The organism is Streptomyces aculeolatus (assembly GCF_020400605.1).
GTDB lineage: Bacteria > Actinomycetota > Actinomycetes > Streptomycetales > Streptomycetaceae > Streptomyces > Streptomyces aculeolatus.
Genome location: NZ_JAINRD010000018.1, coordinates 62,443 through 86,617, shown reverse-complemented (window position 1 = coordinate 86,617; position 24,175 = coordinate 62,443). Strand labels below are relative to the sequence as shown.

22 protein-coding genes are annotated in these 24,175 nt (G+C 74.3%); 13 read left to right on the top strand and 9 right to left on the bottom strand.

Going from position 1 to position 24,175, the window contains the following annotated elements; all coding sequences use genetic code 11:
• The first annotated feature begins 146 nt into the window (after positions 1-146).
• Together LG396_RS26305 and LG396_RS26300 are read left to right on the top strand one after the other, a co-directional pair.
• Positions 147-1,967, top strand: a complete 1,821-nt coding sequence (locus tag LG396_RS26305; RefSeq protein ID WP_372483571.1) for a serine/threonine-protein kinase — start codon at positions 147-149, stop codon at positions 1,965-1,967.
• 12 nt (positions 1,968-1,979) lie between these two features.
• Positions 1,980-3,026, top strand: a complete 1,047-nt coding sequence (locus LG396_RS26300; protein WP_225796643.1) for an acyltransferase domain-containing protein — start codon at positions 1,980-1,982, stop codon at positions 3,024-3,026.
• 17 nt (positions 3,027-3,043) lie between these two features.
• On the opposite strand, the gene LG396_RS26295 is transcribed toward LG396_RS26300, so the two are convergent.
• The 5 genes from LG396_RS26295 to LG396_RS26275 all read right to left on the bottom strand — a co-directional run bounded on the left by LG396_RS26295 (position 3,044) and on the right by LG396_RS26275 (position 8,133).
• Positions 3,044-3,805: a crotonase/enoyl-CoA hydratase family protein gene (locus LG396_RS26295; protein WP_225796642.1), complete on the bottom strand. Its 762-nt coding sequence runs from the start codon at positions 3,803-3,805 to the stop codon at positions 3,044-3,046.
• Between the two features lie 124 nt (positions 3,806-3,929).
• Complete coding sequence (locus LG396_RS26290; protein ID WP_225796641.1) at positions 3,930-5,006, bottom strand: NUDIX hydrolase; 1,077 nt, start codon at positions 5,004-5,006, stop codon at positions 3,930-3,932.
• Positions 5,007-5,054: 48 nt separating this feature from the next.
• Entirely contained in the window at positions 5,055-6,260 is a 1,206-nt protein-coding gene (locus tag LG396_RS26285; RefSeq protein WP_225796640.1) for an alginate lyase family protein, read from the bottom strand.
• A 122-nt stretch (positions 6,261-6,382) separates the two neighbouring features.
• Positions 6,383-7,006 carry a helix-turn-helix transcriptional regulator gene (locus LG396_RS26280; RefSeq protein WP_225796639.1) on the bottom strand — a complete coding sequence of 208 codons (624 nt, stop codon included), beginning with the start codon at positions 7,004-7,006 and terminating at the stop codon, positions 6,383-6,385.
• On the bottom strand, positions 7,003-8,133 hold the full coding sequence (locus tag LG396_RS26275; protein ID WP_225796638.1) for a pyridoxal-phosphate dependent enzyme: 1,131 nt from the start codon (positions 8,131-8,133) through the stop codon (positions 7,003-7,005). Before LG396_RS26275 ends, LG396_RS26280 begins: the two co-directional genes overlap by 4 nt.
• Before the next feature lie 138 nt (positions 8,134-8,271).
• Between LG396_RS26275 and ggt the strand changes: the two genes are divergently transcribed.
• Both ggt and LG396_RS26265 read left to right on the top strand, forming a co-directional pair.
• Positions 8,272-10,077, top strand: coding sequence for a gamma-glutamyltransferase (ggt, locus tag LG396_RS26270; RefSeq protein ID WP_225796637.1), 1,806 nt, complete (start codon positions 8,272-8,274; stop codon positions 10,075-10,077).
• A 183-nt stretch (positions 10,078-10,260) separates the two neighbouring features.
• Positions 10,261-11,499, top strand: a complete 1,239-nt coding sequence (locus tag LG396_RS26265) for an alginate lyase family protein (protein WP_018838674.1) — start codon at positions 10,261-10,263, stop codon at positions 11,497-11,499.
• Positions 11,500-11,652: 153 nt separating this feature from the next.
• Here LG396_RS26265 and LG396_RS26260 read toward each other — a convergent pair whose 3' ends face one another.
• A complete protein-coding gene (locus LG396_RS26260) occupies positions 11,653-12,117 on the bottom strand; it encodes a Dps family protein (protein WP_037751086.1) in 465 nt (154 codons plus the stop codon).
• A gap of 282 nt (positions 12,118-12,399) precedes the next feature.
• Here LG396_RS26260 and LG396_RS26255 point away from each other — a divergent pair, with 282 nt between their 5' ends.
• The 9 genes from LG396_RS26255 to LG396_RS26215 all read left to right on the top strand — a co-directional run bounded on the left by LG396_RS26255 (position 12,400) and on the right by LG396_RS26215 (position 21,774).
• Positions 12,400-13,500 carry a M23 family metallopeptidase gene (locus tag LG396_RS26255; protein WP_308190128.1) on the top strand — a complete coding sequence of 367 codons (1,101 nt, stop codon included), beginning with the start codon at positions 12,400-12,402 and terminating at the stop codon, positions 13,498-13,500.
• 102 nt (positions 13,501-13,602) lie between these two features.
• A complete protein-coding gene (locus LG396_RS26250) occupies positions 13,603-14,613 on the top strand; it encodes a LacI family DNA-binding transcriptional regulator (RefSeq protein WP_225796635.1) in 1,011 nt (336 codons plus the stop codon).
• Positions 14,614-14,672: 59 nt separating this feature from the next.
• Positions 14,673-15,974, top strand: coding sequence for an ABC transporter substrate-binding protein (locus LG396_RS26245; RefSeq protein WP_225796634.1), 1,302 nt, complete (start codon positions 14,673-14,675; stop codon positions 15,972-15,974).
• A 6-nt stretch (positions 15,975-15,980) separates the two neighbouring features.
• Positions 15,981-16,919: a carbohydrate ABC transporter permease gene (locus LG396_RS26240; protein ID WP_225796633.1), complete on the top strand. Its 939-nt coding sequence runs from the start codon at positions 15,981-15,983 to the stop codon at positions 16,917-16,919.
• Positions 16,919-17,737, top strand: a complete 819-nt coding sequence (locus LG396_RS26235; RefSeq protein ID WP_037751093.1) for a carbohydrate ABC transporter permease — start codon at positions 16,919-16,921, stop codon at positions 17,735-17,737. Before LG396_RS26240 ends, LG396_RS26235 begins: the two co-directional genes overlap by 1 nt.
• Before the next feature lie 31 nt (positions 17,738-17,768).
• On the top strand, positions 17,769-19,172 hold the full coding sequence (locus tag LG396_RS26230) for a sulfatase family protein (protein WP_225796632.1): 1,404 nt from the start codon (positions 17,769-17,771) through the stop codon (positions 19,170-19,172).
• 206 nt (positions 19,173-19,378) lie between these two features.
• Positions 19,379-19,999, top strand: a complete 621-nt coding sequence (locus tag LG396_RS26225) for a class I SAM-dependent methyltransferase (RefSeq protein WP_225796631.1) — start codon at positions 19,379-19,381, stop codon at positions 19,997-19,999.
• 79 nt (positions 20,000-20,078) lie between these two features.
• The gene (locus LG396_RS26220; protein ID WP_225796630.1) at positions 20,079-20,807 is read left to right on the top strand and encodes a thiamine pyrophosphate-binding protein; all 729 of its coding nucleotides are present in this window, start codon (positions 20,079-20,081) and stop codon (positions 20,805-20,807) included.
• A gap of 40 nt (positions 20,808-20,847) precedes the next feature.
• Positions 20,848-21,774: a transketolase family protein gene (locus LG396_RS26215; protein ID WP_225796629.1), complete on the top strand. Its 927-nt coding sequence runs from the start codon at positions 20,848-20,850 to the stop codon at positions 21,772-21,774.
• 34 nt (positions 21,775-21,808) lie between these two features.
• Here LG396_RS26215 and LG396_RS26210 read toward each other — a convergent pair whose 3' ends face one another.
• From LG396_RS26210 to LG396_RS26200, 3 genes are all read right to left on the bottom strand, one after another.
• Positions 21,809-22,165 carry an MmcQ/YjbR family DNA-binding protein gene (locus tag LG396_RS26210; protein WP_018838685.1) on the bottom strand — a complete coding sequence of 119 codons (357 nt, stop codon included), beginning with the start codon at positions 22,163-22,165 and terminating at the stop codon, positions 21,809-21,811.
• 17 nt (positions 22,166-22,182) lie between these two features.
• Positions 22,183-23,106: an alpha/beta fold hydrolase gene (locus LG396_RS26205; protein WP_037751101.1), complete on the bottom strand. Its 924-nt coding sequence runs from the start codon at positions 23,104-23,106 to the stop codon at positions 22,183-22,185.
• A gap of 122 nt (positions 23,107-23,228) precedes the next feature.
• The gene (locus LG396_RS26200; protein ID WP_225796628.1) at positions 23,229-24,089 is read right to left on the bottom strand and encodes a GNAT family N-acetyltransferase; all 861 of its coding nucleotides are present in this window, start codon (positions 24,087-24,089) and stop codon (positions 23,229-23,231) included.
• Positions 24,090-24,175 lie beyond the last annotated feature (86 nt).

Below are 24,175 nucleotides of genomic sequence, written 5' to 3'. Positions count from 1 at the left end.
CGGGGCGCGAAGATCGCCTCAAGTGCCGGGCGGGGGCGGGACATGTTTCGCGCCAGAGGGTGCTACTGACCAGTCACCCGTCCCGTACGTCCCATGGGACGTAAGCTGCCACTTCTTGGACACGTGATACGGGGCAGAGCATGCACATGGGGGACGGGGCGGAAGGGCCTGGGCGGGTACTCGCCGGGCGCTACCGGGTAGTGGGGCAGCTCGGACGCGGGGGCATGGGCACCGTGTGGCGGGCCGTCGACGAGCGGCTGGGGCGCGAGGTCGCGGTCAAGGAGCTGCGGGCGTTCAGCGATTCGGACGCGCGCGACCTCGCCGAGATGAGGCTGCGTACGGAGCGGGAGGCGCGCGCCGCGGCGCGGGTGCGCCATCCCGGTGTCGTCGCGGTGCACGACGTGACGGAGCACGAGGGCCGGCCGGTCATCGTGATGGAGCTGGTCGACGGGCCGTCGCTGGACGACGTGCTGCGCGAGCGCGGCGGTGTCACGCCGGCCGAGGCCGCGCAGATCGGGCTGAAGGTGGTCGACGCGCTCGGCGCCGCGCACCGCGCGGGGGTGCTGCACCGGGACGTGAAGCCGGGCAACATCCTGCTGGAGCGCGGCGGCCGCGTCGTGCTCACGGACTTCGGCATCGCCGCCATGGAGGAGCCGGCCGACGGCAACAGCACGCATCTGACGCGCAGCGGCGAGCTGGTCGGCTCGCTGGACTACCTGGCGCCGGAGCGGGCGCGCGGTGAGCAGCCGGGTCCGCCCTCCGACCTGTGGTCGCTGGGCGCGACGCTGTACGCGGCGGTGGAGGGGATCTCGCCGTTCCGCCGTACGTCCACGTGGTCGACGATCACCGCGATCATCGTGGACCCGCTGCCGGAGCCGCGCCGGGCCGGGCCGCTCGCGCCCGTGCTGCAGGCGCTGATGGCCAAGGACCCCGGCGAGCGCGCCGGCGTCGACCGGGCCCGGACCCTGCTGGAGCCGATCGCCGCGACGGCCGGGCCGCCGGCGGCCCAGGGGCCGGACACGGTGCGGCTGGGCCGGGTGCCGGCCGCGCCGCCGCCCGGCGCGTACGGGCCGGGGGCGCCCGCTGCGCCCGGGGGCAACGCCGCCCCGCAGGGCCAGTTCGGCCCGCCGCAGCTCGGGCCGGCGGGCACGGAGTCCCGTACGGCCGAGCAGACGGCGCCGCAACGGCGCCGCGGCGGACGCCGCTGGGTGCCGGTCGCCGCCGCCGCAGCGGCTGTGCTGCTCGCCGGCGGCGGCGTGACGTACGCACTGGCCGGCGGCGACGACGGCGAGAACACCGCGAGCGAGGAGACGGAGGAGCCCGCCGCCGGGGCCGCCTCCCCGTCGCCCGGGGAGGGCGGCGCGGACGGGAAGCGGGACGGCAGCGCCGAGAAGGACGGGAAGGGCCAGAAGGACGGCGAGGAGGAGAAGGGCGGGGAGAAGGAGGACGAGCCGGCCGCGGACGGCGGCGGCTCCCCCGCCGAGGAGGAAGGCGCGGCGGGCGGCGGCACCGGCGGTTCGGACGGCGGCGGCGACGGCGGCGGCACGGGCGACGGCAGCGGCTCCGGCTCGGGCGGCGGCAGCGGGGGCGACGACGGCAGCACCGGCGGCGGGAGCGGTGGCGGCGACGACGGCGGCAGCACGTCGGGCGGCGACGACAGCACCGGCGGCGGCTCGGCTCCCGACCCTTCGTGCACGCCCATCGGCGGCGGGAAGTACAACTGCCAGGTGTGGAAGACCGCCTCGTCGTACGACTCGGCGCACCGCCCGGCCGGCACGCTCTACGCCGGCACCAACTACTTCTTCTGCCAGGAGAAGAAGTCCTACCGGGAGACGTCCGGGGAGTGGACGAACGTCTGGTGGGGGAAGACCGACGACGACAGCGGCAACACCGGCGTATGGGTCAGCGTCGTTTACATCAAGGGCGGCGCCAACGACGCCCCCGTTCCGGGCCTGCCGGTGTGCTGAGATGATCGTGGCGTGACCGACCTGAACGCCGCCGCCGTCCGCGACCAGCTCGGCCTCGACGGCACCTACGCCCCGTGGACCGACGCCCTGGCAGCCGCCCACCCCGCGCCACCGCCCGCCGTCGTACCGCAGGGCGCGCAGCTGACCGCGCTGCTGCGCGCCGTCGGCGTCCCCGAGCGCGAGGACGCAGAACTGGCCGCCGCGCTGGCGGAGGTGACCGCCGGCGGCTCGGCGTACGCGTGGCTGCTGGACCGCGCCGTCGCCGCGCTGACGGCCGGGCTGGGGTCGGTCGGCGACGACCGGCGCGGTCCCGGCAGCGGGCCCGCGCTGCCGGCGGCGCTGGGCGCGGCGGGGCGCTGGTTCCACACTGCGGTCTTCCTCGCCGCCCTGCCGGAGGTACGGGCGTACCACGCGCGCCACGACGTGCCGGACGACGTGTCCTGGGCGACGCTCGCCGACCTGGGCAACAAGGTGGGGGTCCACCGGCGGATGCACGGCGCCGGCGGCATGGACAAGCAGTGGTGGATGGTGCTGCCGTACGGCGGCATCCTCTACCGGCTCGGCCGGCTGCAGTTCAACCTCGACCGGGATCCGGTCGCCGGCCGCGGGCTCGAGGTGCACGTCCCGGAGGGCGGTGCGCTGGACCCGCGGTCGTGCGAGGAGTCGTACGCGCGGGCGGCGGAGTTCTTCCCGCCCCGCTTCGGCGGGTTCCTGGGCGCGGCGGGCCTGGGCGCGCTGCGGCTGAACTGCGCGTCGTGGCTGCTGGATCCGCAGCTCGGGGAGTACCTGCCGGCCGAGAGCAACATCATGCGCTTCCAGCGCCGGTTCACGCTCGATCCGCGGGACCCGGCCGATGTGCCGCCGCCCGACGAGCACGGGCTGGCGGTGCCGGACCGCGGCATCGTGGAGTTCGTGTTCCGGCGCGTGGTGCGTACGCCCGCGGATGTCGCGGCGCTGCGGGCGCGTACGACGCTGGAGCGTGCGGTCGTCTCGCACATCGCGGACGGCGGGCACTGGGACTCGCCGCGCGGGTCGTTCACGCTCCCGGTCCCCGGCTGAGCCGGCCGCGTTCCTCCTCAGAACGCCCCGTGCCGCCCCTCCCCCGCGGCGAAGCGCCCGGCCCCGGCCGCCGCCTCGCCCAGCGCGGCGCTGCCGTGGCGCAGCTCCGCCTCCATCGCCTCCTCCTCCGGCAGCCCGTGCTGCTCCAGCGCCGAGGCGCGATCGGCGCGCAGGCAGGTCTGCGGGAAGCGGGCGATCTCCGCGGCCAGTTCCTCGGCCGCGGTACGCGCCCGGCCGGTGGGCACGAGGCGGTTGGCAAGGCCCATCCCGTACGCCTCGGGGGCCGGCACGGGGCGGCCGGTCAGGATGAGGTCGAGTGCCCGGCCGGTGCCGATCAGCCGGGGCAGGCGCACGGTGCCGCCGTCGATCAGCGGCACGCCCCAGCGGCGGCAGAAGACGCCGAACACCGCGTCCTCCTCAGCGACCCGCAGGTCGCACCAGAGCGCCAGTTCCAGCCCGCCGGCGACCGCGTGCCCGCTGACGGCGGCGATGACGGGCTTGGTCAGCCGCATCCGGGTGGGGCCCATGGGCCCGTCGCCGTCGGGGGCGACGCGGTTGCCGTCGGGAGTGCCGACCGCCTTGAGGTCGGCACCCGCGCAGAACGTGCCGCCCTCGCCCCAGAGCACGGCGACGCGGGCGCCGGGGTCGGCCTCGAAGTCGCGGAAGGCGGCGGCCAGTGCGGCGGCGGTGGGGCCGTCGACGGCGTTGCGGGCCGCGGGGCGGGCGAGGACGACGGTGGTGACGGGGCCGGTGCGCTCGGTGCGTACGTGTCCGCTCATGACCGGACGTTACCAATGCGTAGGGCGGTGGCACACGGGCCGCCGGCCCGCCCGGTCCGTACCGTACGCGGCGCCGCACCCGCCCGCCGGTACCGGCCCGTACGGTACGGACCGGCCGCCGCGCTCAGGCCGGCCGGCCCGCGACGAGGTCGAGCGGCCCGCCGCCGTCGGCCAGCGCGCCGAGGCCGGCCCGCGCGATGGCGGCGCCGCGCGGCGTGAGCAGGTCGTCGAACTCGTCCGGTGCCGCCAGCCGCCAGTCCACGATCTCGGTGCCGTCGACGCGGATGCCGGCCAGGTCGGCGGCGTCCAGCACGCCGCCGTCGTACGCGTAGATGACGAGCGCGGGCGCGGGTCTGCGCGAGGCGAAGTCGACGACGAGCAGCCGGCCCAGCGGCCGGTCGAGCCCGGTCTCCTCGCGCAGCTCGCGCCGGGCCGCGGGGCGCGGGGTCTCGCCGAGGTCGCTGTCCACGCCGCCGCCTGGGATCTGCCAGCGGTCGTCGCGGCGATAGCCGGCGCGTACGAGCAGCAGCCGGCCCGCGCCGTCGCGCACCAGTGCGCCGGCGCCGACGAGCACGCGCGGGCGCACGGCGAGGTACGAGGAGGGGTCGAGCGCGGCGGCGTGCTCCAGCTCGGCGCGGCGGCCCGCGGAGAGCGCGGCGGACGAGCCTGGCTGCGGTTCCCCGCCGACGAGGTGGGCGACGGCACCGGTGTCCCAGGCGTCCAGCGCGGCGCGCAGCCGGCCCGAGGCGGGGGCGGGCAGGGCGGCGAGGGCGGCGTCGCGCTCCAGCCAGCGAGGAGTGAGCCCGGCGGGCTGCCCGTCGCCGGCGGCGGTCGCCGCGCTCCGGGCCGCGGCCGGAGGCGGGGCGGCCGGGGGCGGGGCGGCGTAGAGGTGGACGATGCCGGCGGGTCCTTCGGCCGGGGGGACGCAGTCCACGGCGAGGAGCCGCCCGGCGGCCAGGTCGGTGCCGAGGGCGTCGCGCAGCGCGACGGTCAGCGCCTCCTCCGGGGTGTGCCGGCCGGAGACGGCGACGCCGGGCAGCACGGGCCCGGTGTCCGCGGCCGGCTCGGCGGGCTCCAGTACGAGCACCCGGCCCGCGCGGTCCTGCACGACGGCGGTCGCGGTCACGGCCGGCCCGTGGGCGGGGTCCGTGTAGGGGGGCGGGCTGTCCGGCTGGGCGGCGGTGCCGGCGGTCGTGAGCATGGGGCGCCTCCTCGGGTCGGGATGGGTGGCGGTGGCGGGCCGCCGGCGTCAGCCGGGGCCGGCCGCGTGCGTCAGGGTCTCCCAGGCGACGAACAAGTCGTCGGTGCCGCCAGGGCGCTGCCGTGCGAGCAGCCTCGCGGTCTGCGGCAGGTCCACGCCGCGCCGGTCGTGGTAGTGGTGGTAGGCCACCTCCAGGTCGGGGCCCATGGTGCGCTCCACCCGGCCGCCGCACAGCGACGCGGGCGGGCGTTCGCCGAGCTGGTAGCGGGAGTGCAGCTCCAGCGCGGCGGTGATCCGCGGCTGCACCTCGGCGTAGAGGTCCGTGCCCTGGAGCCGGGCGGTCTCGGCGATGTGCGCGGTGGCGGCGAGCGCGTAGCCGACGTGCATCAGGTTGCGGCACGCCTCCTGGGCCAGGCCCTCGGGGTAGGTGCGCTGTCCGAACCAGTAGGTGGTGATCTCCTCGGCGGTGTCGATCTCCCCGCCGGGCGGCGGCTTGGGCCGCGGGCCGTCGGCGTGTACGTAGAAGTACGCGGGCACGCGGGCGCGGAAGCGGCGCAGCGCCTCGTCGTAGGCGGGGCGGTCGTCGAGGAAGACGGCGATGCCGATGGCGGCGTCGGTCATCGCCAGGTCCCAGTTGCCGTTGTAGTCGGGGACGGCGCCGGTGACCTCGGGGAGGTAGGCGTCGCGCAGGAGCCGCTCGAAGCGGCGTACGCCGGCGCGCGGCCAGCCGTCGTAGGTGGCGCGCATCAGCTCGGCGGCCCGCGCCCAGGAGGAGCCCGCCCAGGCGGCCTGCAGCGGGGCGTTGCCCTCGGTGTGGTCGGTGAGCCGGGCGGACCAGGCGTCCATGATCTGCACGGCCTTCTCGGCGTGGGCGCGGTCGCGGGTGACGGCCCAGATCAGCGCGTGGGTGTACGCGGCGATGGCGTCCTCGCGCTCGTCCGTGCAGCCGACGCCGGGGTTGGTGTCGGGCGGGCACTCGACGACCGGGACCGGGTGGGGGACGTAGGAGAGCCGTCCGTAGCGGCTGCGGCGCATCGCGCGGAATGCCCGGAAGGGCCGGTCGCCGTCGTTCACCCGGGCGCGTACGGCGCGCAGTTGGGCGCTGCCGACGAGCACTCCGGGATGGCGGAAGGGGGCCGACGCGCGGTGCTGCTGCCCGCGGGGGAGCGTCTCGGCGGGGCCGCCGGCCGCGACGACGGTGAGCAGGGCGAGGAGCAGGACCGCGGCTCGGCGGGGGAATCGTCTGGGTGCCATGGCACACCTCCACCGTCAGCCTCGAACGCCCGCTGTCCGTACGCATCCAGAGTGGGGCCGAACGGGGGCGGCGGCAGGGCCCCGTTCGGCCCCGTACCGGGACGTGGCCCTTGGCCCCCGCTTCACCGCAGGTAGTTGTAGACCGTCGCCCGCGAGACCCCCAGCAGCTCGGTGACCAGCCGCACCGCGCTCCTGACCTCCAGCAGGCCGCGCTCGCGCAGCTCGCGGACCAGCTCGCGGCGGTCGGCGGAGGCCAGCGCCCGCGGGGTCTGGCCGCGGGCGGCGGCGAACTCCTCCACCGCCGCGCGCAGTTCGTCCGCGGTACGCGCCCGCAGGGTCTCGGTCAGCGGCAGCCCGGGGTCCTCGACCGCGGTGAGCGCCTGGAGGGTGCGGGCCGTGCGGTCGAGGACGGAGACGTCGAGGTTGAGGCAGAGGGCGGCGATGTACGCGCCGGTGGAGTTGCGGATGCCGATCGAGGTGCTCTTGGCGGGGCGGCCGTCGGGGAACCGGTTGGGGTAGTTCTGGATGACCTCGGGGTAGTCGGGGTCCTCGATGCGGGCGAGGCCCAGCTCGGTGGCCGGGGCGCCGGGGCCGCGACCGGAGAGCGGGTTCTCGACCGTGCGGACGGCGTGCCGCGGGTCGCGCAGGTCGTGCAGCACGACCTCGCAGACGCCGGGGAACATCCGGCCCAGGGCGGTGGCGATCTTCTCGGCCTCGCGCAGCAGCAGTTCGTCCTCGGCGCTCACGCCCCGCCCCCGAACAGCTCGGCCAGCACCGGAGCCGCCTTCAGCCCGGTGCCGGTGAGCAGCACGGCGGTCGTCTCGCCGGGCCGGATGGCGCCGCGGGCGCGGAAGACGTCGACGGCCGCGGCGGCGGTGGCGCTGGTCGGCTCGGCGTAGAGCCCGAGGGCGGCGAGGCCGGCGACGGCGGCGCGGATGCCGTCCTCGCCGATCGCCGCCATGTCCCCGCCGGAGCGGCGCACGGCGCGTAGCACCTCCGGCAGCCGGACGGGCTCGCGGATGGCGGTGCCCTCGGCGATGGTCGGGGCATAGTCGGTGGGTACGGGCCCGTCGGCACCGGCGCGGAAGCTCGCGTGGATCGGGGCGCAGTTGGCGGGCTGGGCGGCGAGGATGCGGGGGCGGCGGCGGATCTGCCCGGCGGCGTGGAGTTCGCCGAAGCCGGCGTCGAGGCCGAGGACGGTGCTGCCGGCGCCGGCGACGGTGACGACGCAGTCGGGTGCGGCGAAGCCGAGGTCCTCCCAGAGTTCGTAGGCGAGGGTCTTGGTGCCCTGGAGGAAGAGCGGGTGCCAGTTGTGGCCCGCGTACGGGACGGTGGCGGACCGGCGTACGGCCTCGGCGGCGGTGGCGTCCCGGCCGCCGGGCACGAGTTCGACCTCGGCGCCGTACGCGCGGGCCTGGAGCACCTTCGCCGGGGAGGTGCCCTCGGGGGCGAGGATGCGGGCGCGGATGCCGGCGGCGGCGCAGTAGGCGGCGACGGAGGCGCCGCCGTTGCCGGAGCTGTCCTCGATGACCTCGCGCACGCCGAGCTGCGCGAGCGCGGAGATCATCACGGTGGTGCCGCGGTCCTTGAAGCTTCCGGTGGGGCCGAACCACTCCGGTTTGAACAGCACGTCGATTCCGCCCCAGCGGCGGGCGAGCAGCGGGGTGCGGCCCTCGCCGAGGGAGACGGGCGCCTCGATGCCGAAGGGCAGGGCGGCGCGGTAGCGCCACAGGGAGCGCTCGCCGGTGTCGATGTCGTCCCTGCCGATGCCGGACACGCCGCCGACCTGGAGGGGGGTGCCGTCGTCTGCGCGCCAGCGGAGGGCGTCGAAGGGGTACGTACGGCCGGATCGCTCGTCCACCAGATGAGTCATAGCGTCCAACTCTAGACGATCCGTCCAACGACTTCGGTACCGATCTTCCGCGAACGGTCCGGCACGCCCCGGTGACGGCGCCCGTCGCGGTCACGACAATGGGCCGGGTCCTGACGCCCACCCGTCCGGGAGGCACCCATGCGGCCCAGCCCCGCCGTCCCACTCGCCCTCGCCGCGATCCTCGCCACCGTCGCGGCCGCCGCCCCGCCGACAGCCGCCGGGCCCGACGCGCCCGCACCGCCGAAGTCCCCGGTGGCGACGGGCTACGGCGGCGCCGTGGCCAGCGTCGACGCCGACGCCACCGCCGCCGGCATCGAGGTGCTGCGCGACGGCGGCAACGCGGTCGACGCCGCCGTCGCCACCGCCGCCGCGCTCGGCGTCACCGAGCCGTACTCGGCCGGCATCGGGGGCGGCGGCTACTTCGTGTACTACAGCGCGAAGAGCGGCCGTGTCGCCACCCTCGACGGCCGCGAGACGGCCCCGCGCTCCGCCGACGAGGAACTGTTCACCGAGGACGGCAAGGCCATCCCGTTCGACCAGGCGGTGACCAGCGGCCTGTCCGTCGGGGTGCCCGGCACGCCCGCGACCTGGGAGCAGGCGCTGCGGCAGTGGGGCACCTCCTCGCTGGGCGAGGCGCTGGCGCCGGCGACCCGGCTGGCGGCCGAGGGCTTCACGGTCGACGGGACGTTCCGGTCGCAGACCGCGGCCAACGAGGCGCGCTTCCGCGACTTCCCCGCCAGCCGGGAGCTGTTCCTGCCCGGCGGCGAGCTGCCCGAGGTGGGCAGTACGCTGCGCAACCCCGACCTGGCCGCCACCTACGGGCAACTGGCCGACGAGGGCGCCCGCGCGATGTACCGCGGCGACCTCGGCGCGGACGTGTCGGACACGGTGCGCCGCCCGCCCGTGGACCCGGCCGCCGACCGGGTCGTTCGCGCCGGCGACCTGCGCCCCGCCGACCTGCGCGCGTACCGGGTGGCGCCGCAGCAGCCGACCCGCGTCGGCTACCGCGGGCTCGACGTCTACGGCATGGCGCCGTCGTCGTCCGGCGGCACCACCGTCGGCGAGGCCCTGAACATCCTGGAGGGCACCGACCTCGGCGACCTGTCCGAGACGCAGTACCTCCACCGCTTCCTGGAGGCGTCACGCGTCTCCTTCGCCGACCGCGGCCGCTGGGTGGGCGACCCGCGCTTCTCGAAGGTGCCGACGCGGGAACTGCTCTCCCAGTCCTACGCGGACTCCCGGGCCTGCCTCATCTCCCCCGACTCCGTGCTGCCCAGCCCGCTCGCCCCGGGGGACCCGCGCAGCCCGGACGCCGGCTGCGAGGCGGAGCGCGCGCCGGAGGGCACGTCGTACGAGGGGCCGAGCACCACGCACCTGACGACCGCCGACAAGTGGGGCAACGTCGTCGCGTACACCCTCACGATCGAGCAGACCGGCGGCAGCGGCATCACCGTGCCCGGCCGCGGGTTCCTGCTCAACAACGAGCTGACGGACTTCTCCTTCACCCCGTCGGTGCCGGGCGTGCCGGATCCGAACCTGCCGGGGCCGGGCAAGCGGCCGCGTTCCTCGATGTCGCCCACCATCGTCCTCGACGACGGCGAGCCCCTGCTGGCCGCCGGTTCGCCGGGCGGCTCGACGATCATCACCACCGTGCTCCAGGTGCTGACCGGCCGGCTGGATCGCGGGCTGACCCTGCCGGAGGCGATCGCGGCGCCGCGCGCGACCCAGCGCAACACCGCCGCGACGTCGGCGGAGCCGGCGTTCCTCGGGCTGCCGGAGAGCGGGGAACTGGCCGCGCTGGGGCACGAGTTCGCCGACGGCGGCGAGATCGGCGCGGTGACCGGCGTCGAGCGGCTGCCCGACGGGCGCTGGGTCGCGGCGGCGGAGCCGGAGCGCCGCGGCGGGGGCGCGGCGGCGGTGGTACGGCCGGCCGGCCGGGACTGACCGCTGGGGCGGGGCCGGGCCCCACACAGGCGGATGACGACCGGGACGGGGCGAGGCGCGCCCCGTCCCGGTCGTCGCGTGTGCGGGTCATGTCCCGGCCCTTGACGCGCAGTTGGTACGTACCTAAGGTCCCCGACTGTCACCGTGTTCATGTGAACACTCAAAGTTCATATACGCGAACGGATGGACCCCACCATGCAGGGCACCCCCACACCCGCACGCCATCGCCGCAGACCGCGCGCCGCGCTGTTCGCCACCCTCGTGGCGGCCGTCACGGCCCTGGTCGCCTCGCTCCTCGGCTGGCCGGGCACCGAACGCGCCGACGCCGCGCCCGCGAGCTTCACCCACCCGGGAGTGACCGTCTCCCGGGGCCAGTTGGACTTCACCCGTGAAAAGGTCAACGCCGGCGCCCAGCCCTGGAAGGGCGCCTACGACCAGATGATGGGCAGCAAGTACGCGAGCCTGAGCCGTACGCCGAAGCCCCGCGCGATCGTCGAGTGCGGCTCGTACTCCAACCCCAACTACGGCTGCACGGACGAGCGCGAGGACGCGATCGCCGCGTACACCACCGCACTCGCCTGGTACCTCACCCGCGACGAGCGCTACGCGCGCAAGTCCATCGAGCTGATGGACGCCTGGTCCGCGACCATCAGGGACCACACCAACAGCAACGCGCCGCTGCAGACCGGCTGGGCCGGCTCCTCCTGGCCGAAGGCCGCCGAGATCATCAAGTACACATACGACGGCGGCTGGGCGAACGAGGGCCGCTTCCGGACCATGCTGCGCGACGTCTACCTGCCGAAGATCATCGGAGGCTCCAACTCCAACGGCAACTGGGAGCTGACGATGATGGAGGCGGCCGTCGGCATCGCCGTCTTCCTGGAGGACAAGGGCGCGTACGACAGGGCGATGCAGACGTTCCGCACCCGCGTGCCCGCGTTCATCTACCTGGAGTCGGACGGCGAGCTGCCCCGGACGGTGCCGAAGCAGAACCTCGACACCCGGCAGAAGATCATCAACTACTGGCAGGGGCAGTCCACGTTCGTCACCGGGCTGACCCAGGAGACCTGCCGCGACTTCACCCACACCGGATACGGCCTGGCGTCGATCTCGCACGTCGCCGAGACCGCCCGGATCCAGGGCGAGGACCTGTACCGGACCGACGTAGGCGAGCGGCTGCGGCACGCGCTCGGCTTCCAGTCCCGCTACGAGCTGGGCGAGGCGCCGCCCGGCTGGCTCTGCGGCGGCAGCGTCGACCGCGGCCTCGGCCCGGTCACCGAGATCGGCTACAACGCCCTGCACCACCGCATGGGCATCGCCATGACCAACACCGGCCGCTACACCGAGCAGAGCCGGCCCGCCGGGTCGAACAACCTCTTCGTGGCCTGGCAGACCCTGACCCACGCGGAGAACCCGGCCTGACGCGCCACCGGCCCGCACGCAGGGGGGCGCGTGCGGGCCGGGGCGGGGGGAGGCCGCGGCGGGCGGCGGCAGTGACGGTGCCGCCGCGTGCCGCGGCCGGGAGGGCCGCGGACCCGACGGGGGGACGGACCCGCGGCCGGCTGCGGATCCGCGTCAGCTGATGCGGTGGGAGCGGAAGAACCACGCCTGCTGCTCGAGGTCCTGCGTCGCGGTGATGAGCAGGTCCTGCGTGATGAGGTCGGTGTCGTCGGTGTCCGCGACCCGCTGCCGCATGCGTACGGACGCCTTCTCCAGCATGTCGGTGACGTCGTCGATGACCTTCTGGTCGGAGATCTTCCCCGGGCCGATGTCGGGCAGCGGGCTGCCGGCGGCGATGGTCTTCGCCCGGCCGTCCGGGCTCACGCCCAGGGCCGCGGCCCGCTCGGCGAGCGTGTCGGCGTGCCCGCGGGCGAGCTTGACCATCTTGTCGAGCTGCAGGTGCAGCTCGCGGAAGAGGGGACCGGTGAGGTTCCAGTGCGCCTGCTTGCCCTGCAGGGACAGATCCAGCAGATCGACCAGCGCGCCCTGCAGCGCCTCGCCGGTGACGTCCAGGGCCTTCTTGTCGAGGATGGTGGTCATGTGTGGGCGCCTCCTTGCTCGTGCTTATGGAACCCATCCTACATTAGACTTTGTCTAACTTCCTGTCGGGCTAGGCCATCCGGGGAACGGGCGCCGCGGCAGGCTCCGGGAGCCGCCCGGGACGGCTGCAACGTACGAGGTCACGGAGACGGCGGCGGACGCCCCCTTGTCCAACCGGACGGGCACTTCTATCGTTCGCTCAGGTCTCGGCGCACGGAAAGTGACTCAGTCATGTCAGAGCGCACAGGGCGCGGTCGGCACCGCCGCTACCGCCCCGGCCCGGTGTCGCGGGCCTCCCTCACCGTCACCGCGAGCGGCGCGGGACTCGCGCTGCCGCTGGTCGCAGGCGCCGTCACGCCGGCCGCGGGCGCCCCCGCGGACTCCGTGCACAGCCCGGCGAAGGGCCGGGCGCAGGAGAACCCGGCGCCGCCGTCCGACGGCGCGTTATCCGACCGGGCCGACGTGGAGACGGCCGCCGAGGGCAGCGCCGCCGCACCGCAGGGCGGGCGCGCCGGCACCGTCGGCAAGAAGCCCGGCCACCACGAGGTCGCCGCCGGGGAGACCCTCTCCGGCATCGCCGACCAGCACCGCGTACGCGGCGGGTGGCCCGCGCTGTACGAGCGCAACCGCGGCGTCGTCGGCGCCGACCCCGACCTCATCCTCCCCGGCCAGCGTCTCAGCCTCCGCGGCGGTGCCGCCGCCCCGCCCAGGCCCCGCGCGGACTCCCCCGACACGGCGACGAAGAAGACCGGGGGCGACGGGGCGAAGCCGGCCGGGACGAAGCCCCAGAAGCCCCGGGACAAGGCGAAGTCCGGCGGGAAGGCGAAGCCCGACAAGGCCAAACCCCGCAAGTCCGAGCCGCAGCGGGCCAAGCCGGACGGCACGAAGCCGGACGGGAAGAAGGGCACCCCCGCGCGCCGGGGGGAGGCCGAGGCCAAGCCGAAACCGAAGCCGAAACCCGAGGCCAGGCCCGCCGCCGACTACACGTCCCCGCTCGCCGGCGCCGCCACCGGCACGCCGTACGGCGCCAGCGGCAGCAGTTGGTCCAGCGGCTACCACACGGGGGTCGACTTCCCCGTCTCGGTCGGCACCGGTGTGCGCTCCGTCGCGGACGGCGAGGTCGTCAGCGCCGGATGGGCGGGCGCGTACGGCTACGAGGTGGTCATCCGGCACCGCGACGGCCGCTACAGCCAGTACGCGCACCTCTCCGCGATCACCGTGAGCGCGGGCCGGCCGGTCAACGCCGGGCAGCGCATCGGGCGCTCCGGCTCCACCGGGAACTCCACGGGCCCGCATCTGCACTTCGAGGTCCGCACGGGTCCCGGCTACGGGTCCGACGTCGACCCGTTGCGCTATCTGCGTTCGCACGGGGTGCGCATCTAGCCCACAGGCGCACCGCGCTGACCTGGGACTTGACGATTCGTCAGGAGACTTCACGCACGAGGGCTTGACCCTGCCGCGCTCCGGGTGCTTAAACGTATCATCATGCCGAAGAAGACGCGTCCCACGGTCCGCGACGTCGCCGCCCTCGCGGGGGTGTCCGTCGCGACGGTGAGCTACGTGGTCAACGGGCGGGACAACCGCATCGGCGCCGACACCCGCGAACGGGTGCTGGCGGCCGTACGGGATCTCGGCTACGTGCCGAACAGTTCCGCGCGCGGGCTGCGCAAGCGCCGCACCGAGCGGGTCTGCCTGGTGATCGGCTCGCTGGGCAGCCCCGTGCAGGAGCAGCTCGTACGCGACCTGCACGCGGCGGCCGAAGCCGACGGCTACGGCGTCCTCACCCTCATCGTCGACTCCCCCGCGCACGCCGCGCACGCGGCCCGGCTGCTCCGGCAGGGCCTGGCCGACGGCGCCGTCTTCTTCGACTCCGCGCGCCACTTCGGCGACTTCGGCGAGCTGGCCCGCGGCCGGCTGGCGATGGTCGTGGTCGACAACTCCGTGGCGCCGGACGGCTTCGACGTCGTGCGCACCCCGGAGTACGAGGCGTGCGGCGAGGCGCTCGACCACCTGCTGAGCGCCGGGCGCCGCCGGGTCGCCTTCCTGGGCCACCGGCACGACCTGGAGCTGGACGACCGCTCCGCGCGGCTGGCGGCGTACCGGGACGCGCTGCGGCGGCACGGCCTCGAACCGGACGGCCGGCTCGTCGGCACCGGCGCCGACAGCCGGGTCGAGGGCTACCGCGCCACCGCCGCGCTCATGGCCCTGCCCGAGCCGCCGGACGCGCTGTTCGTAGCCTCCGACCGGGCGGCCATCAGCGCCATCTGGGCGGTCCGCGACACCGGCCGCACGGTGCCCGGGGACGTGGCGGTCCTCGGCGTCGGCAACCTCGAGGAGGGCTCGGTGATCCATCCGGCGCTCAGCACCGTGGGCCAGCGGCAGATCGACTTCAGCCGCGTCGCCCGGCTGCTGTTCGAACGGCTGGCGGCGGCGGAGCCGCCGGCGGCCCGGGAGATCGTCCTGCCCTGGTCCTTCATACCCAGGGAGTCGACGTGAACGAGCGCGTGTCCGACGAGCGCGTGACCAACCGAATGCACGGCGAGAGGAGCACCCGCATGTCAGCAAGGCCAGCCATCAACGGTCAGTGGATGACCCGGCGCAGGATGCTGGGCGTCGCCGGCGGTGCCGCCGCGGCGCTCCCCCTGGCCGCCTGCGGCTCCGGGGCGCCCGAGGCCGAGTCGGGCGGCGGCGGGGGCGGCGGCACGTTCCTCGCCTACTGGAACAACGCGCACGAGTACGAGGCGTACAAGGACGTCGTCGCGCAGTTCGAGAAGGACCACGGCGTCACCGTGGAGCTGCAGAAGTTCCAGTGGGAGGACCTGCGCACCAAGCTCGTCTCCGACTTCCAGTCCGGGAACGTGCCGGACGTGGTGGAGGAGCCGGGCAGCTGGGTGCAGGAGTTCGCGCTCAGCGAGGACGCGCTGTCGCTGCAGAAGTACATCGACAAGGACGGCGCGAAGATCGGCTTCCCGGACGACTGGCTGGACGTCGCCGTCTCGGACAACACCCACGAGGGCCAGGTGTACGGCATCCAGATGCACTACACCTGCACGCTGCTGTTCTACAACCGCAAGATGCTCGACGAGGCGGGCATCGAACCGCCCGCCACCTGGGACGACTTCCTGGCCGCCGCCCAGGAGCTGTCCTCCGGCGACGTGAGCGGCACGGTGCTCAACGACAACCTCAGCTACTCCTACCCGTGGATGCTCCAGAACGGCGTCCACGAGTACGACGCGGACAGCGGCGAGCTGCTCCAGCCGCGCGCCGCCGCCATGGAGGCGATGCAGTTCCAGCGGGACCTCGTGCACCGGCACAAGGTCTCCCCCAAGCCGACGACCTCCCTGGACGTGACGCGCGCCGCGAAGTTCTTCGCGGCCGAACGGACCGCGATGATCCTCACCGGCCCCTGGGACATCCCGATCATCAAGGAGTCCAACCCGGACCTGGAGTACGGGATCGCCCCCGCGCTGAAGGGCAAGCGGCAGGCGACGGTCGCCGGCGGCACCACGCTGTTCGTCCCGGCGAAGGCGAAGAGCCCCGACCTGTCGTGGGACTTCATCAAGCGGATCACGGCGCTGAAGACCGAGACCGCGGCGACCGAGGAGTCCAGCATGCTGATGCCGCGCAAGTCGTGGGCGAAGGAGTCGGCCGTCCAGGAGAACCCCGACGTCAAACCCTTCACCGAAGGGCTGCCGTACGCCGAGGAGTTCCGCACCGGCATCTACACCACCGGCAAGGCGGGCGAGCTGGAGGACATCTACAAGACGCTCTACGAGAGCATGCTGATCGAGGGGGCGGACGCGGAAGAGGCGTTCGCGGCCTACGACGACGCGGCCAAGAACATCCTCAAGGGCTAAGTGCACATGGCGACGTCGGCGGAAGCCCCCCAGCGCCCGGAGCCCGTGGAGCTGCCGAAGCGCGGCAAGCGCGCCAAGCGCTCCCCGATCGCCCGGCGCCAGGCGCGTACCGCGTACGTGTTCCTGGCGCCGGCGCTCGTCTTCTTCGCGATCTTCTTCTACTACCCGATCGCCGACATCCTCAACACCAGCATGCTGACGGGCCAGCGGACCGACGAGTTCGCCGGGATGGACAACTACACCAACGCCTTCGAGGACCCGCAGGCGCGCAACGCCTTCAAGGTCACGCTCCAGTTCGCCGTCGCCACCACGGTCGGCGCCATCGTGCTGGGCATGGGCCTGGCGGTGCTCATCAACCAGAAGCTGCGCGGCAGCCTGGCGTTCAAGCTCGCGCTCCTGGTGCCGTACCTGACCTCGATCGCCGTGGTCGGCCTGATGTGGCGCAACATCCTCGACCCCGAACTCGGCATCCTCAACCGGATACTGTCGGACACCGGCCTGCCCACCCAGGAGTGGCTGAACACCCACCCGGTGGCCACCATCGTCGCGGTCACGCTGTGGATGACGACCGGTTACACGATGATCCTCTTCCTGGCGGGACTCCAGGGCATCCCCGACGTGTACTACGAGGCCGCCAAGGTCGACGGCGCCAACCGCTGGCAGCAGTTCCGGCGGATCACGGTGCCGCTGCTCACCCCGACCACCCTGTTCGTCTCCGTGATGGCCGTGATCACCGGGCTGCAGGCGTTCGGGCAGGCGTACATCATCACCCGCGGCGGCCCGGGGGAGGCGTCGGACCTCTTCGTGTTCCACATCTACGAACTGGCGTTCCGCTCCCGCAACTTCGGCTACGCCTCCGCGCTGTCGGTGCTGCTGCTGCTCGTCATCGTCGCGTTCACGCTGGTGCAGTTGCGCATCGGCAGGAAGAGGGAGGTGCAGTACTGATGACCGCCGGAACGTCCAAGGCGATCGCCTACGTGCTGCTCACCATCGCCAGCCTGATCACCATCGTGCCGCTGCTCTACACCGTCTCGCTGTCGCTGCAGACCGAGAAGGAGATGCTGTCCGCGGAGTCGGTGCTCTGGCCGGATTCGCCGCAGTGGGGCAACTACTCGACGCTGTTCGAGGAGGCGCCGTTCGGCAGCTTCATCCTCAACAGCCTGATCGTCGCGGGTGCGATCGCGCTCTCCCACCTGATCTTCGATCCGCTGGTGGGCTACGTGTTCGCGAAGTTCGACTTCCCGTTCAAGAACACGCTGTTCGTCGCGATCCTCGCGACGCTGATGATCCCGCTGTTCGTCCGCATGATCCCGCTGTACGTGATGATGTCGGACCTCGGCTGGCTGGACAGCTACCAGGGGCTGATCGTGCCGTTCCTCATGGACGGCTTCGGGATCTTCCTCATGCGGCAGTTCATCCAGCCCATCCCGGACGACCTCATCCACGCGGCCCGGGTGGACGGGGCGAACGAGTTCACCATCTACTGGCGGATCATCCTGCCGCAGTGCAAGCCGGCGCTGGCCGTGCTGGGCCTGTTCACGTTCGTCTTCCAGTGGAACGAGTTCCTCTGGCCGCTGGTGGCGACGACCTCGGAGAAGATGCGGACGATCCCGGTGGGGCTGACCCAGTTCAGCCAGGAGCAGTTCCAGCTCTGGCACCTCACCGCCGCGGGGTCGGTCATCATGTTCGTGCCGACGGCCCTGCTGCTGATCTTCAGCCAGCGCTACTTCGTCCGCGGTATCACCCTGACCGGCCTGAAATGACTCCCCACTCCACCGTGCCGAAAGGACCCCGATGCCCGACCGGCGGCCCCATGTCATCGTCGTGTTCACCGACCAGCAGCGCTGGGACACGACGGGCGCGGGCGGCAACCCGCTCGACCTCACGCCCGCGTTCGACCGGATGGCCCGCTCGGGCACGTACGCGTCGGCGGCGATCACCCCGCAGCCCGTCTGCGCGCCCGCCCGTGCAGCGCTGCAGACGGGCCGGTGGCCCACCGACACCGGCTGCTACCGCAATGGGATTCCGCTGCCGCGCGACGCCCGTACGCTCGCGCACCACTTCGGCGACGCGGGGTACACCACCGGGTACATCGGCAAGTGGCATCTGGCCGGCGAGGACCCGGTGCCGCCGGAGGACCGCGGCGGGTACCAGCACTGGCTGGCCGCCAACGTCCTGGAGTTCACCTCGGACGCGTACCGCACGGTGATGTACGACGAGGACGGCGACCCCGTGCGGCTGCCCGGCTACCGCTCGGACGCGCTGTTCGACGCCGCGATCCGGTTCGCCGCCGACCACCACGAGGAGCCGTTCTTCCTCTTCCTGTCCCTCATCGAGCCGCACCACCAGAACGAGGTCGACGACTACCCGGCCCCCGACGGCTACGAGGAGCGCTATACCGGGCGCTGGCTGCCGCCGGACCTGGCCGCGCTGTCCGCCGCCGCGCCGGGCAGCACGGCGCACCGGCACATCGCCGGCTACTGCGGCCAGATCCGGCGCGTCGACGAGGGGCTGGGCCGGCTGCTGGACGCGCTGCGCAGCATGGACCTGCTCGACGACACGATCGTGGCGTTCACCTCCGATCACGGCAGCCACTTCCGTACCCGCAACTCCGAGTACAAACGCTCCTGCCACGACGGTTCGATCCGGGTCCCGCTGGCCCTGCGCGGCCCCGGCTTCGCCGGCGGCCGGGTGCTCGACGCCCCGGTCAGCACCCTGGACCTGCCGCCGACCCTCCTGGACGCCGCGGGGCTCGACGTCCCGGAGGAGATGCACGGACGCTCCTTCCTGCCGCTGGTCCGCGACCCCGGGGCCGACTGGCCGGAGGACGTCTTCGTCCAGGTCAGCGAGTCCGAGTGCGGACGGGCGCTGCGCACCTCACGGTGGAAGTACTACGTCGTCGACCCGGCGGCCGACGGCTGGCGCACCCGCTCCGGCAGCAGGTACGTCGAGACGGCGCTGTACGACCTGGCCCACGACCCGTACGAGCTGGACAACCTTGTCGGGCTCGCCTCGCACCGCGCGCTCGCCGACGGGCTGCGCGCGCGGCTGCTGGCGCGGATCACCGCGGCGGGCGAGCCGGAGCCGGTGATCGAGGCGGCTCCGGAGCGGCGCGCGGCGCAGCGCCGGGTCGATCCCACCGTGCACGGATTCAAGCTGGACGGCGTGCGCTTCGGGCACCAGCGCAAGCACCCCTGAACCCCGGTGGGGCGAGCCCATGGCGGCCGCTCAGGCGGCCGCCATGGGCGGGCAGATACAGCGCACGCGACCGCAGCGCGGGCACACCGGCACGAGCGCGGTGGCGTGCTGCTGGTCGGGGTGGTGTCTGGTCATCTCGGATCCTCCGCCCGGCTGTGAGAACGTGATCTCCTACTCGTTAGACGCAGCGGGGAGCGATCAGGTTTATGGACAGCGGTGCCTGGGACGAACGCTATGCCGCGAAAGACCTCGTTTGGGGCGGTGAGCCCAACCGCTGGGTGGCCCGCGAGGTGGCGGAGATCACGCCCGGGCGGGCCCTCGACCTGGCCGCGGGCGAGGGGCGCAACGCGCTGTGGCTCGCGGACCGCGGCTGGCGGGTGACGGCGGTGGACTTCTCGGAGGTCGCGCTGGAGCGGGCCCGGCGACGGGCGGCGGAGCTGGCGCCCCGGGCCGCGGAGCGGATCCGGTGGGTACGGGCCGACCTGCTGGAGTACGTGCCGGATCCGGCCGCGTACGAGCTGGTGGTCGTGGCCTATCTGCACCTGCCCGGCGCGGAGCGGCGCCGGGTGCTGCGGCGGGCCGCCGCGGCGCTCGCCGCCGGCGGCGAGCTGCTGGTCGTCGGGCACGACTCGGCGAACCTCACCGAGGGCACGGGCGGACCGCAGGATCCGGGGGTGCTGTTCACCGCGCAGGACGTGCTGGCGGACCTGGCGGACGAGCCGCTGGAGCCCGTACGCGCCGAGCGGGTGCACCGGCCCGTGGCCCAGGAGGCGGGGCCGCCGAAGGAGGCGATCGACGCGCTGGCCCGGCTGCGCCGGGCGCCCTGAGAGCGTCGCGGACCGCCGGTCGCCCCTGTGACCAGCCGTTGTTGACTTGAACCATTCTTCAAGTTGCACGGTGGGACACATGACGACGACCACTTCCGCACCGCAGCGCTCCCCCGCCGGCTACGCCGATCTGCCGCACCTGATGGGCCTGATGACCGGCGACGAGAAGCACGGCCCCGCCGCCACTTCGACCCTCGACGCCCTGTGGGTCCTCTACGACCGGGTGCTGCGGGTGACCCCCGCGACCGCCGAGGCGGCGGACCGCGACCGGTTCCTGCTCTCCAAGGGCCACGGCCCGATGGCGTACTACGCCGTGCTCGCCGCCAAGGGCTTCCTGCCCGCCGACTGGCTGCCCGGCTTCGGCGCGTACGACTCGCCGCTGGGCCACCACCCCGACCGCACGCTCCTGCCCGGCGTCGAGATCGGCAGCGGCTCGCTGGGCCACGGCCTGCCGCTGGCCGTCGGCACCGCGCTCGGGTTGCGCGCCCGGGGGCTGTACGGCCGGCCGGGCCAGGACCCGCGGGTCTGGGTGCTCGTCGGCGACGCGGAGCTGGACGAGGGCAGCAACCACGAGGCGATCGCCTACGCCGGCGCCGCCGGGCTGGACTCCCTGCACACCGTCGTGATCGACAACTCCTCCGCGACCCACGCGCTGCCCGGCGGCATCGCCGCCCGCTTCGAGGCCGCCGGCTGGTCCACCGCCACCGTCGACGGCCACGACCACGAGGCGCTGTACGCCGCCTTCACCGCCCCGCACCCCGGGCGGGCGCGCGCCGTCGTCGCCCGGGTCACGCCCGCGTACGCCTGACCGCCCCGCGCCACCTCCCGCCTGGAAAGGACCCCCGACCATGGACACGATGCGCGAGCGCTTCGCCTCCGTCACCTCCCGGCTGCTGGACGAGGACCCCCGGCTGGCCGTCGTGCTCGCCGAGATCGGCACCGACGGCTTCGCCGCGGCGGCCCGGCGGCACCCGGACCGCGTGCTCAACGTCGGCATCCGCGAGCAGTTGCTCGTCGGCGTCGGCGGTGGGCTGGCGCTGGCCGGGATGCGCCCGGTGCTGCACACCTTCGCCAGCTTCCTGGTGGAGCGGCCCTTCGAGCAGATCAAGCTCGACCTCGGCCACCAGGACGCGGGCGCGGTGCTGGTGAGCGCCTACGGCTCGTACGACTGGCCGGCCGGCGGCCAGACGCACATGGCGCCCGGCGACGTGGCGCTGCTGGACACCCTCGACGGCTGGACGGTGCACGTGCCGGGGCACCCGGACGAGGCCGGGACGTTGCTGCGGCACGCGGTCGCCGCGGGCGACGACAAGGTGTACGTGCGGCTGTCGCAGCAGTCGAACGCGGTGGGCATGCCGGACACCGGGGCCGGGTTCCTGACCGTGCGCGAGGGCGCCGCGGGCGTGGTCGTGGCGGTGGGCCCGCTGCTGGACGACGTGCTGGCGGCGACCGAGGGCCTGGACGTCACGGTGCTGTACGCCACGACCGTGCGCCCCTTCGACGGGGCCGCGCTGCGGGCCGCGGTGGGGGCGGGGCGCGCCGCGGACGTCGTCCTGGTCGAGCCGTACCTCGCCGGCACCTCCACCGCGTACGCGAACGACGCGCTGGCCGACGTGCCGCACCGGGTGCTGGGGCTCGGCACCGCGCGGCGGGAGCTGCGGCGCTACGGCACGGTCCCGGAGCACCTGCGCGCCCACGGCCTCGACCCGGCGTCGCTGCGCGAGCGGATCGCGGCGTTCACGGGCGCGCGGGCCGGGACGCGGGCCGCGGCCTGAGGGTGCGGCCCGCGGGGTGCGGGCGGCAGGTCCGTCAGGACTCGCCGGCCAGCTCCGGGTGCTCGGCGAGCAGCCGGGGCGGGGCCGCCTGGCGCCAGGAGTCCGCGACGATGATCTGCAGCTCGTCGCGGTCCTCGAGCGCCGCGATCCGCACCCGCACCCAGGCGAACGGCGCCTCGTGGTCGGCGATCCAGAACTTCTCCGGCTCCGCCAGCGCCAGTTCGTCCCGCTCCACCTTGGGGCAGCGCACCGCGAACGACGTCTCGTCCTCCGGCAGGGTGAGGAACATCTTCCCCTTCACCCGGAAGGTGGGCATGCCCCAGGCCAGCTTCTCCGCGGTCTGCGGCAGGGCCAGGGCGGTCTTGCGTACGTCCTCGGCGGTGAGGGTCACCGGTGCTCCCCCGTCGGTCACACGTGCTTGTCGAGCCAGCCGAGCAGGTCGGCCTGGACCTCGTCGCGGTTCGTCTCGTTGAGGATCTCATGGCGGGCGCCGGGGTACGCGCGCCAGGTCGGCTCGCGCAGGCCCGCGTAGCGGAAGTCCTCCAGCAGCTCGGCGACGTGCGTGAGGCCCTGGTTGCAGGGGTCCCGGTCGCCCACGGCGATGTGCACGGGCAGGTCGACGGGGATCCGGGCCACGTTGTACGGGTCGTTGATCTTCCGGGTGCCGAGCACCCAGCCCAGCGACAGCGCGACGTCGAACGGGAAGCCGCAGCGCTCGTCGGCGACGTAGGCGTCGACCTCGGCGGTGTCACGGGAGAGCCATTCGAAGCCGGTGCGGTGCTCGTAGGGGTCGTTGAACGACGCGAAGATCTCCGGCACGAAGTCCGAGAGCCCGCCGCGCCCGCGCCCCTCGGCCTCCCCCGCCAGCCGGCGCACGGCGGTCTCGGTCTCCACGCCGGGCAGACTGCGCAGGATGCCGGTCAGCACGAGGCCGGCCAGGCCGTCGCCGTGCTCCTGGGCGTAGTCGCGGGCGAGCATCGAGCCCATGCTGTGGCCGAGGAGGACGAAGGGCAGCCCGGGGTGGTCCGCGCGCAGCCGGTCGCCGACCGCGGTGAGGTCGTCGACCACGGCCCGCCAGGGGTCGGCGTCGCCGGTGCCGGTGACGCCGTAGCCGCCGGTGGCGGCGGCGGTGGCGCCGTGGCCGCGGTGGTCGGAGGCGGCGACGCCGTAGCCGTGGGCGGCGAGGAAGCGGGCGAACCGGTCGTAGCGCAGGGCGTGCTCGGCGGCGCCGTGCACGATCTGCACCAGCGCCCGCGGCCGGCCGCCCTCGGGCAGCCAGGTGTACGCGGCGACGGGGGTGCCGTCAGCGGCCTGGAGGTGGTCGGGGTGCATGCGGCTCGCCTTCCTCGCGATCGGTCTGCTGTCCGGGTCCACCCTCTCCCGCCGGGGCGCCGGAGACCAGATCGGCCGGCGGAGGAGATCGGAGGAAGGGAGCAGGAGTCAGGAAGAAGCAGTCAGGAGGAGGTCCGGCCGGAGAAGGAGATCACGAGGTGGTCCTCCACGGGTGCGTAGCCGAGGCGCTGGTACAGCGCGTTGCTGGTGGGGTTGGCCAGGTCGGTGAAGAGGAGCACCTCCCGGGCGCCGGCGGCGGACGCCGCGCTGCTGACGGCGGCGGTGACCGCGGCCGCGTAGCCGCGGCGGCGCAGCGGCGGCGGGGTGTAGACGGGTGCGACGCGGACCATGCCGGCGACGGTGCGGGTGACGCCGGCGTACGACACGGGCCGGCCGCCGTCCTCCCAGAGCGTCGCGCCGCCGTAGGCGAGCCGGTCGGCCACGGCGCGTTCCGGGTCGCCGGAGCCGCCGCCGCTCTCGGCGCTGAACTCCCGGGTCCAGTCGACGAGCAGGTCGCGGTCGTCCTCGGTGGCGGGCCTGGCCCGCCCGGACGGCGCGGGATCCGGCGGGACCAGCTCCCCCAACCGGTAGAGCCGGTGCCGCTCCTCCACGGTGCCGGCCGCGCCGGTCCGCGCGGTCCAGGCGGCGGCGAACGCCTCGGCCGCCGCCCGGCCGGCGTTGACGCCGGACACCGGCAGCCCGCCCGCCGCGCGCAGCTCCGCCAGCTCCGCGGCGGCGGCGTCCGGCATCCGGGCCAGCACCAGCGGGAACGGCGGGGTGTACAGGAACGCCCCGGCCACCCCACCGCCGGGCCCCCGCCACCACCCGAACTCCGGTGTCCCGTCTCCGTACCGGTCGAGGCCGGCGGCGTCGAGGGAGGCGGTCACCGTCAGCAGGACGGTGTGCGGCGCGGGCTCCGCCCGCAGGAAGGGCCCGGCGGCGGCGGTGAAGGCGTCGAGGTCGTGCGTCGTGATCCAGCTCATGCCCCAGCCTGCACCGCCGCCGCGTACGAAGGCACCCGCATTTCCGCACCGCGCCGCGGAGTTCGGGACGCGCTCCCCCGCCCGGC

Bases quoted from the DNA above. Each gene is read 5' to 3' on its own strand.
- LG396_RS26305 (WP_372483571.1), top strand. From the start codon at position 147: ATGGGGGACGGGGCGGAAGGGCCTGGGCGGGTACTCGCCGGGCGCTAC.
- LG396_RS26295 (WP_225796642.1), bottom strand. From the start codon at position 3,805: ATGAGCGGACACGTACGCACCGAGCGCACCGGCCCCGTCACCACCGTC.
- LG396_RS26290 (WP_225796641.1), bottom strand. From the start codon at position 5,006: ATGCTCACGACCGCCGGCACCGCCGCCCAGCCGGACAGCCCGCCCCCC.
- LG396_RS26285 (WP_225796640.1), bottom strand. From the start codon at position 6,260: ATGGCACCCAGACGATTCCCCCGCCGAGCCGCGGTCCTGCTCCTCGCC.
- LG396_RS26275 (WP_225796638.1), bottom strand. From the start codon at position 8,133: ATGACTCATCTGGTGGACGAGCGATCCGGCCGTACGTACCCCTTCGAC.
- ggt (WP_225796637.1), top strand. From the start codon at position 8,272: ATGCGGCCCAGCCCCGCCGTCCCACTCGCCCTCGCCGCGATCCTCGCC.
- LG396_RS26265 (WP_018838674.1), top strand. From the start codon at position 10,261: ATGGACCCCACCATGCAGGGCACCCCCACACCCGCACGCCATCGCCGC.
- LG396_RS26260 (WP_037751086.1), bottom strand. From the start codon at position 12,117: ATGACCACCATCCTCGACAAGAAGGCCCTGGACGTCACCGGCGAGGCG.
- LG396_RS26250 (WP_225796635.1), top strand. From the start codon at position 13,603: ATGCCGAAGAAGACGCGTCCCACGGTCCGCGACGTCGCCGCCCTCGCG.
- LG396_RS26245 (WP_225796634.1), top strand. From the start codon at position 14,673: ATGTCAGCAAGGCCAGCCATCAACGGTCAGTGGATGACCCGGCGCAGG.
- LG396_RS26240 (WP_225796633.1), top strand. From the start codon at position 15,981: ATGGCGACGTCGGCGGAAGCCCCCCAGCGCCCGGAGCCCGTGGAGCTG.
- LG396_RS26235 (WP_037751093.1), top strand. From the start codon at position 16,919: ATGACCGCCGGAACGTCCAAGGCGATCGCCTACGTGCTGCTCACCATC.
- LG396_RS26230 (WP_225796632.1), top strand. From the start codon at position 17,769: ATGCCCGACCGGCGGCCCCATGTCATCGTCGTGTTCACCGACCAGCAG.
- LG396_RS26225 (WP_225796631.1), top strand. From the start codon at position 19,379: ATGGACAGCGGTGCCTGGGACGAACGCTATGCCGCGAAAGACCTCGTT.
- LG396_RS26220 (WP_225796630.1), top strand. From the start codon at position 20,079: ATGACGACGACCACTTCCGCACCGCAGCGCTCCCCCGCCGGCTACGCC.
- LG396_RS26215 (WP_225796629.1), top strand. From the start codon at position 20,848: ATGGACACGATGCGCGAGCGCTTCGCCTCCGTCACCTCCCGGCTGCTG.
- LG396_RS26205 (WP_037751101.1), bottom strand. From the start codon at position 23,106: ATGCACCCCGACCACCTCCAGGCCGCTGACGGCACCCCCGTCGCCGCG.
- LG396_RS26200 (WP_225796628.1), bottom strand. From the start codon at position 24,089: ATGAGCTGGATCACGACGCACGACCTCGACGCCTTCACCGCCGCCGCC.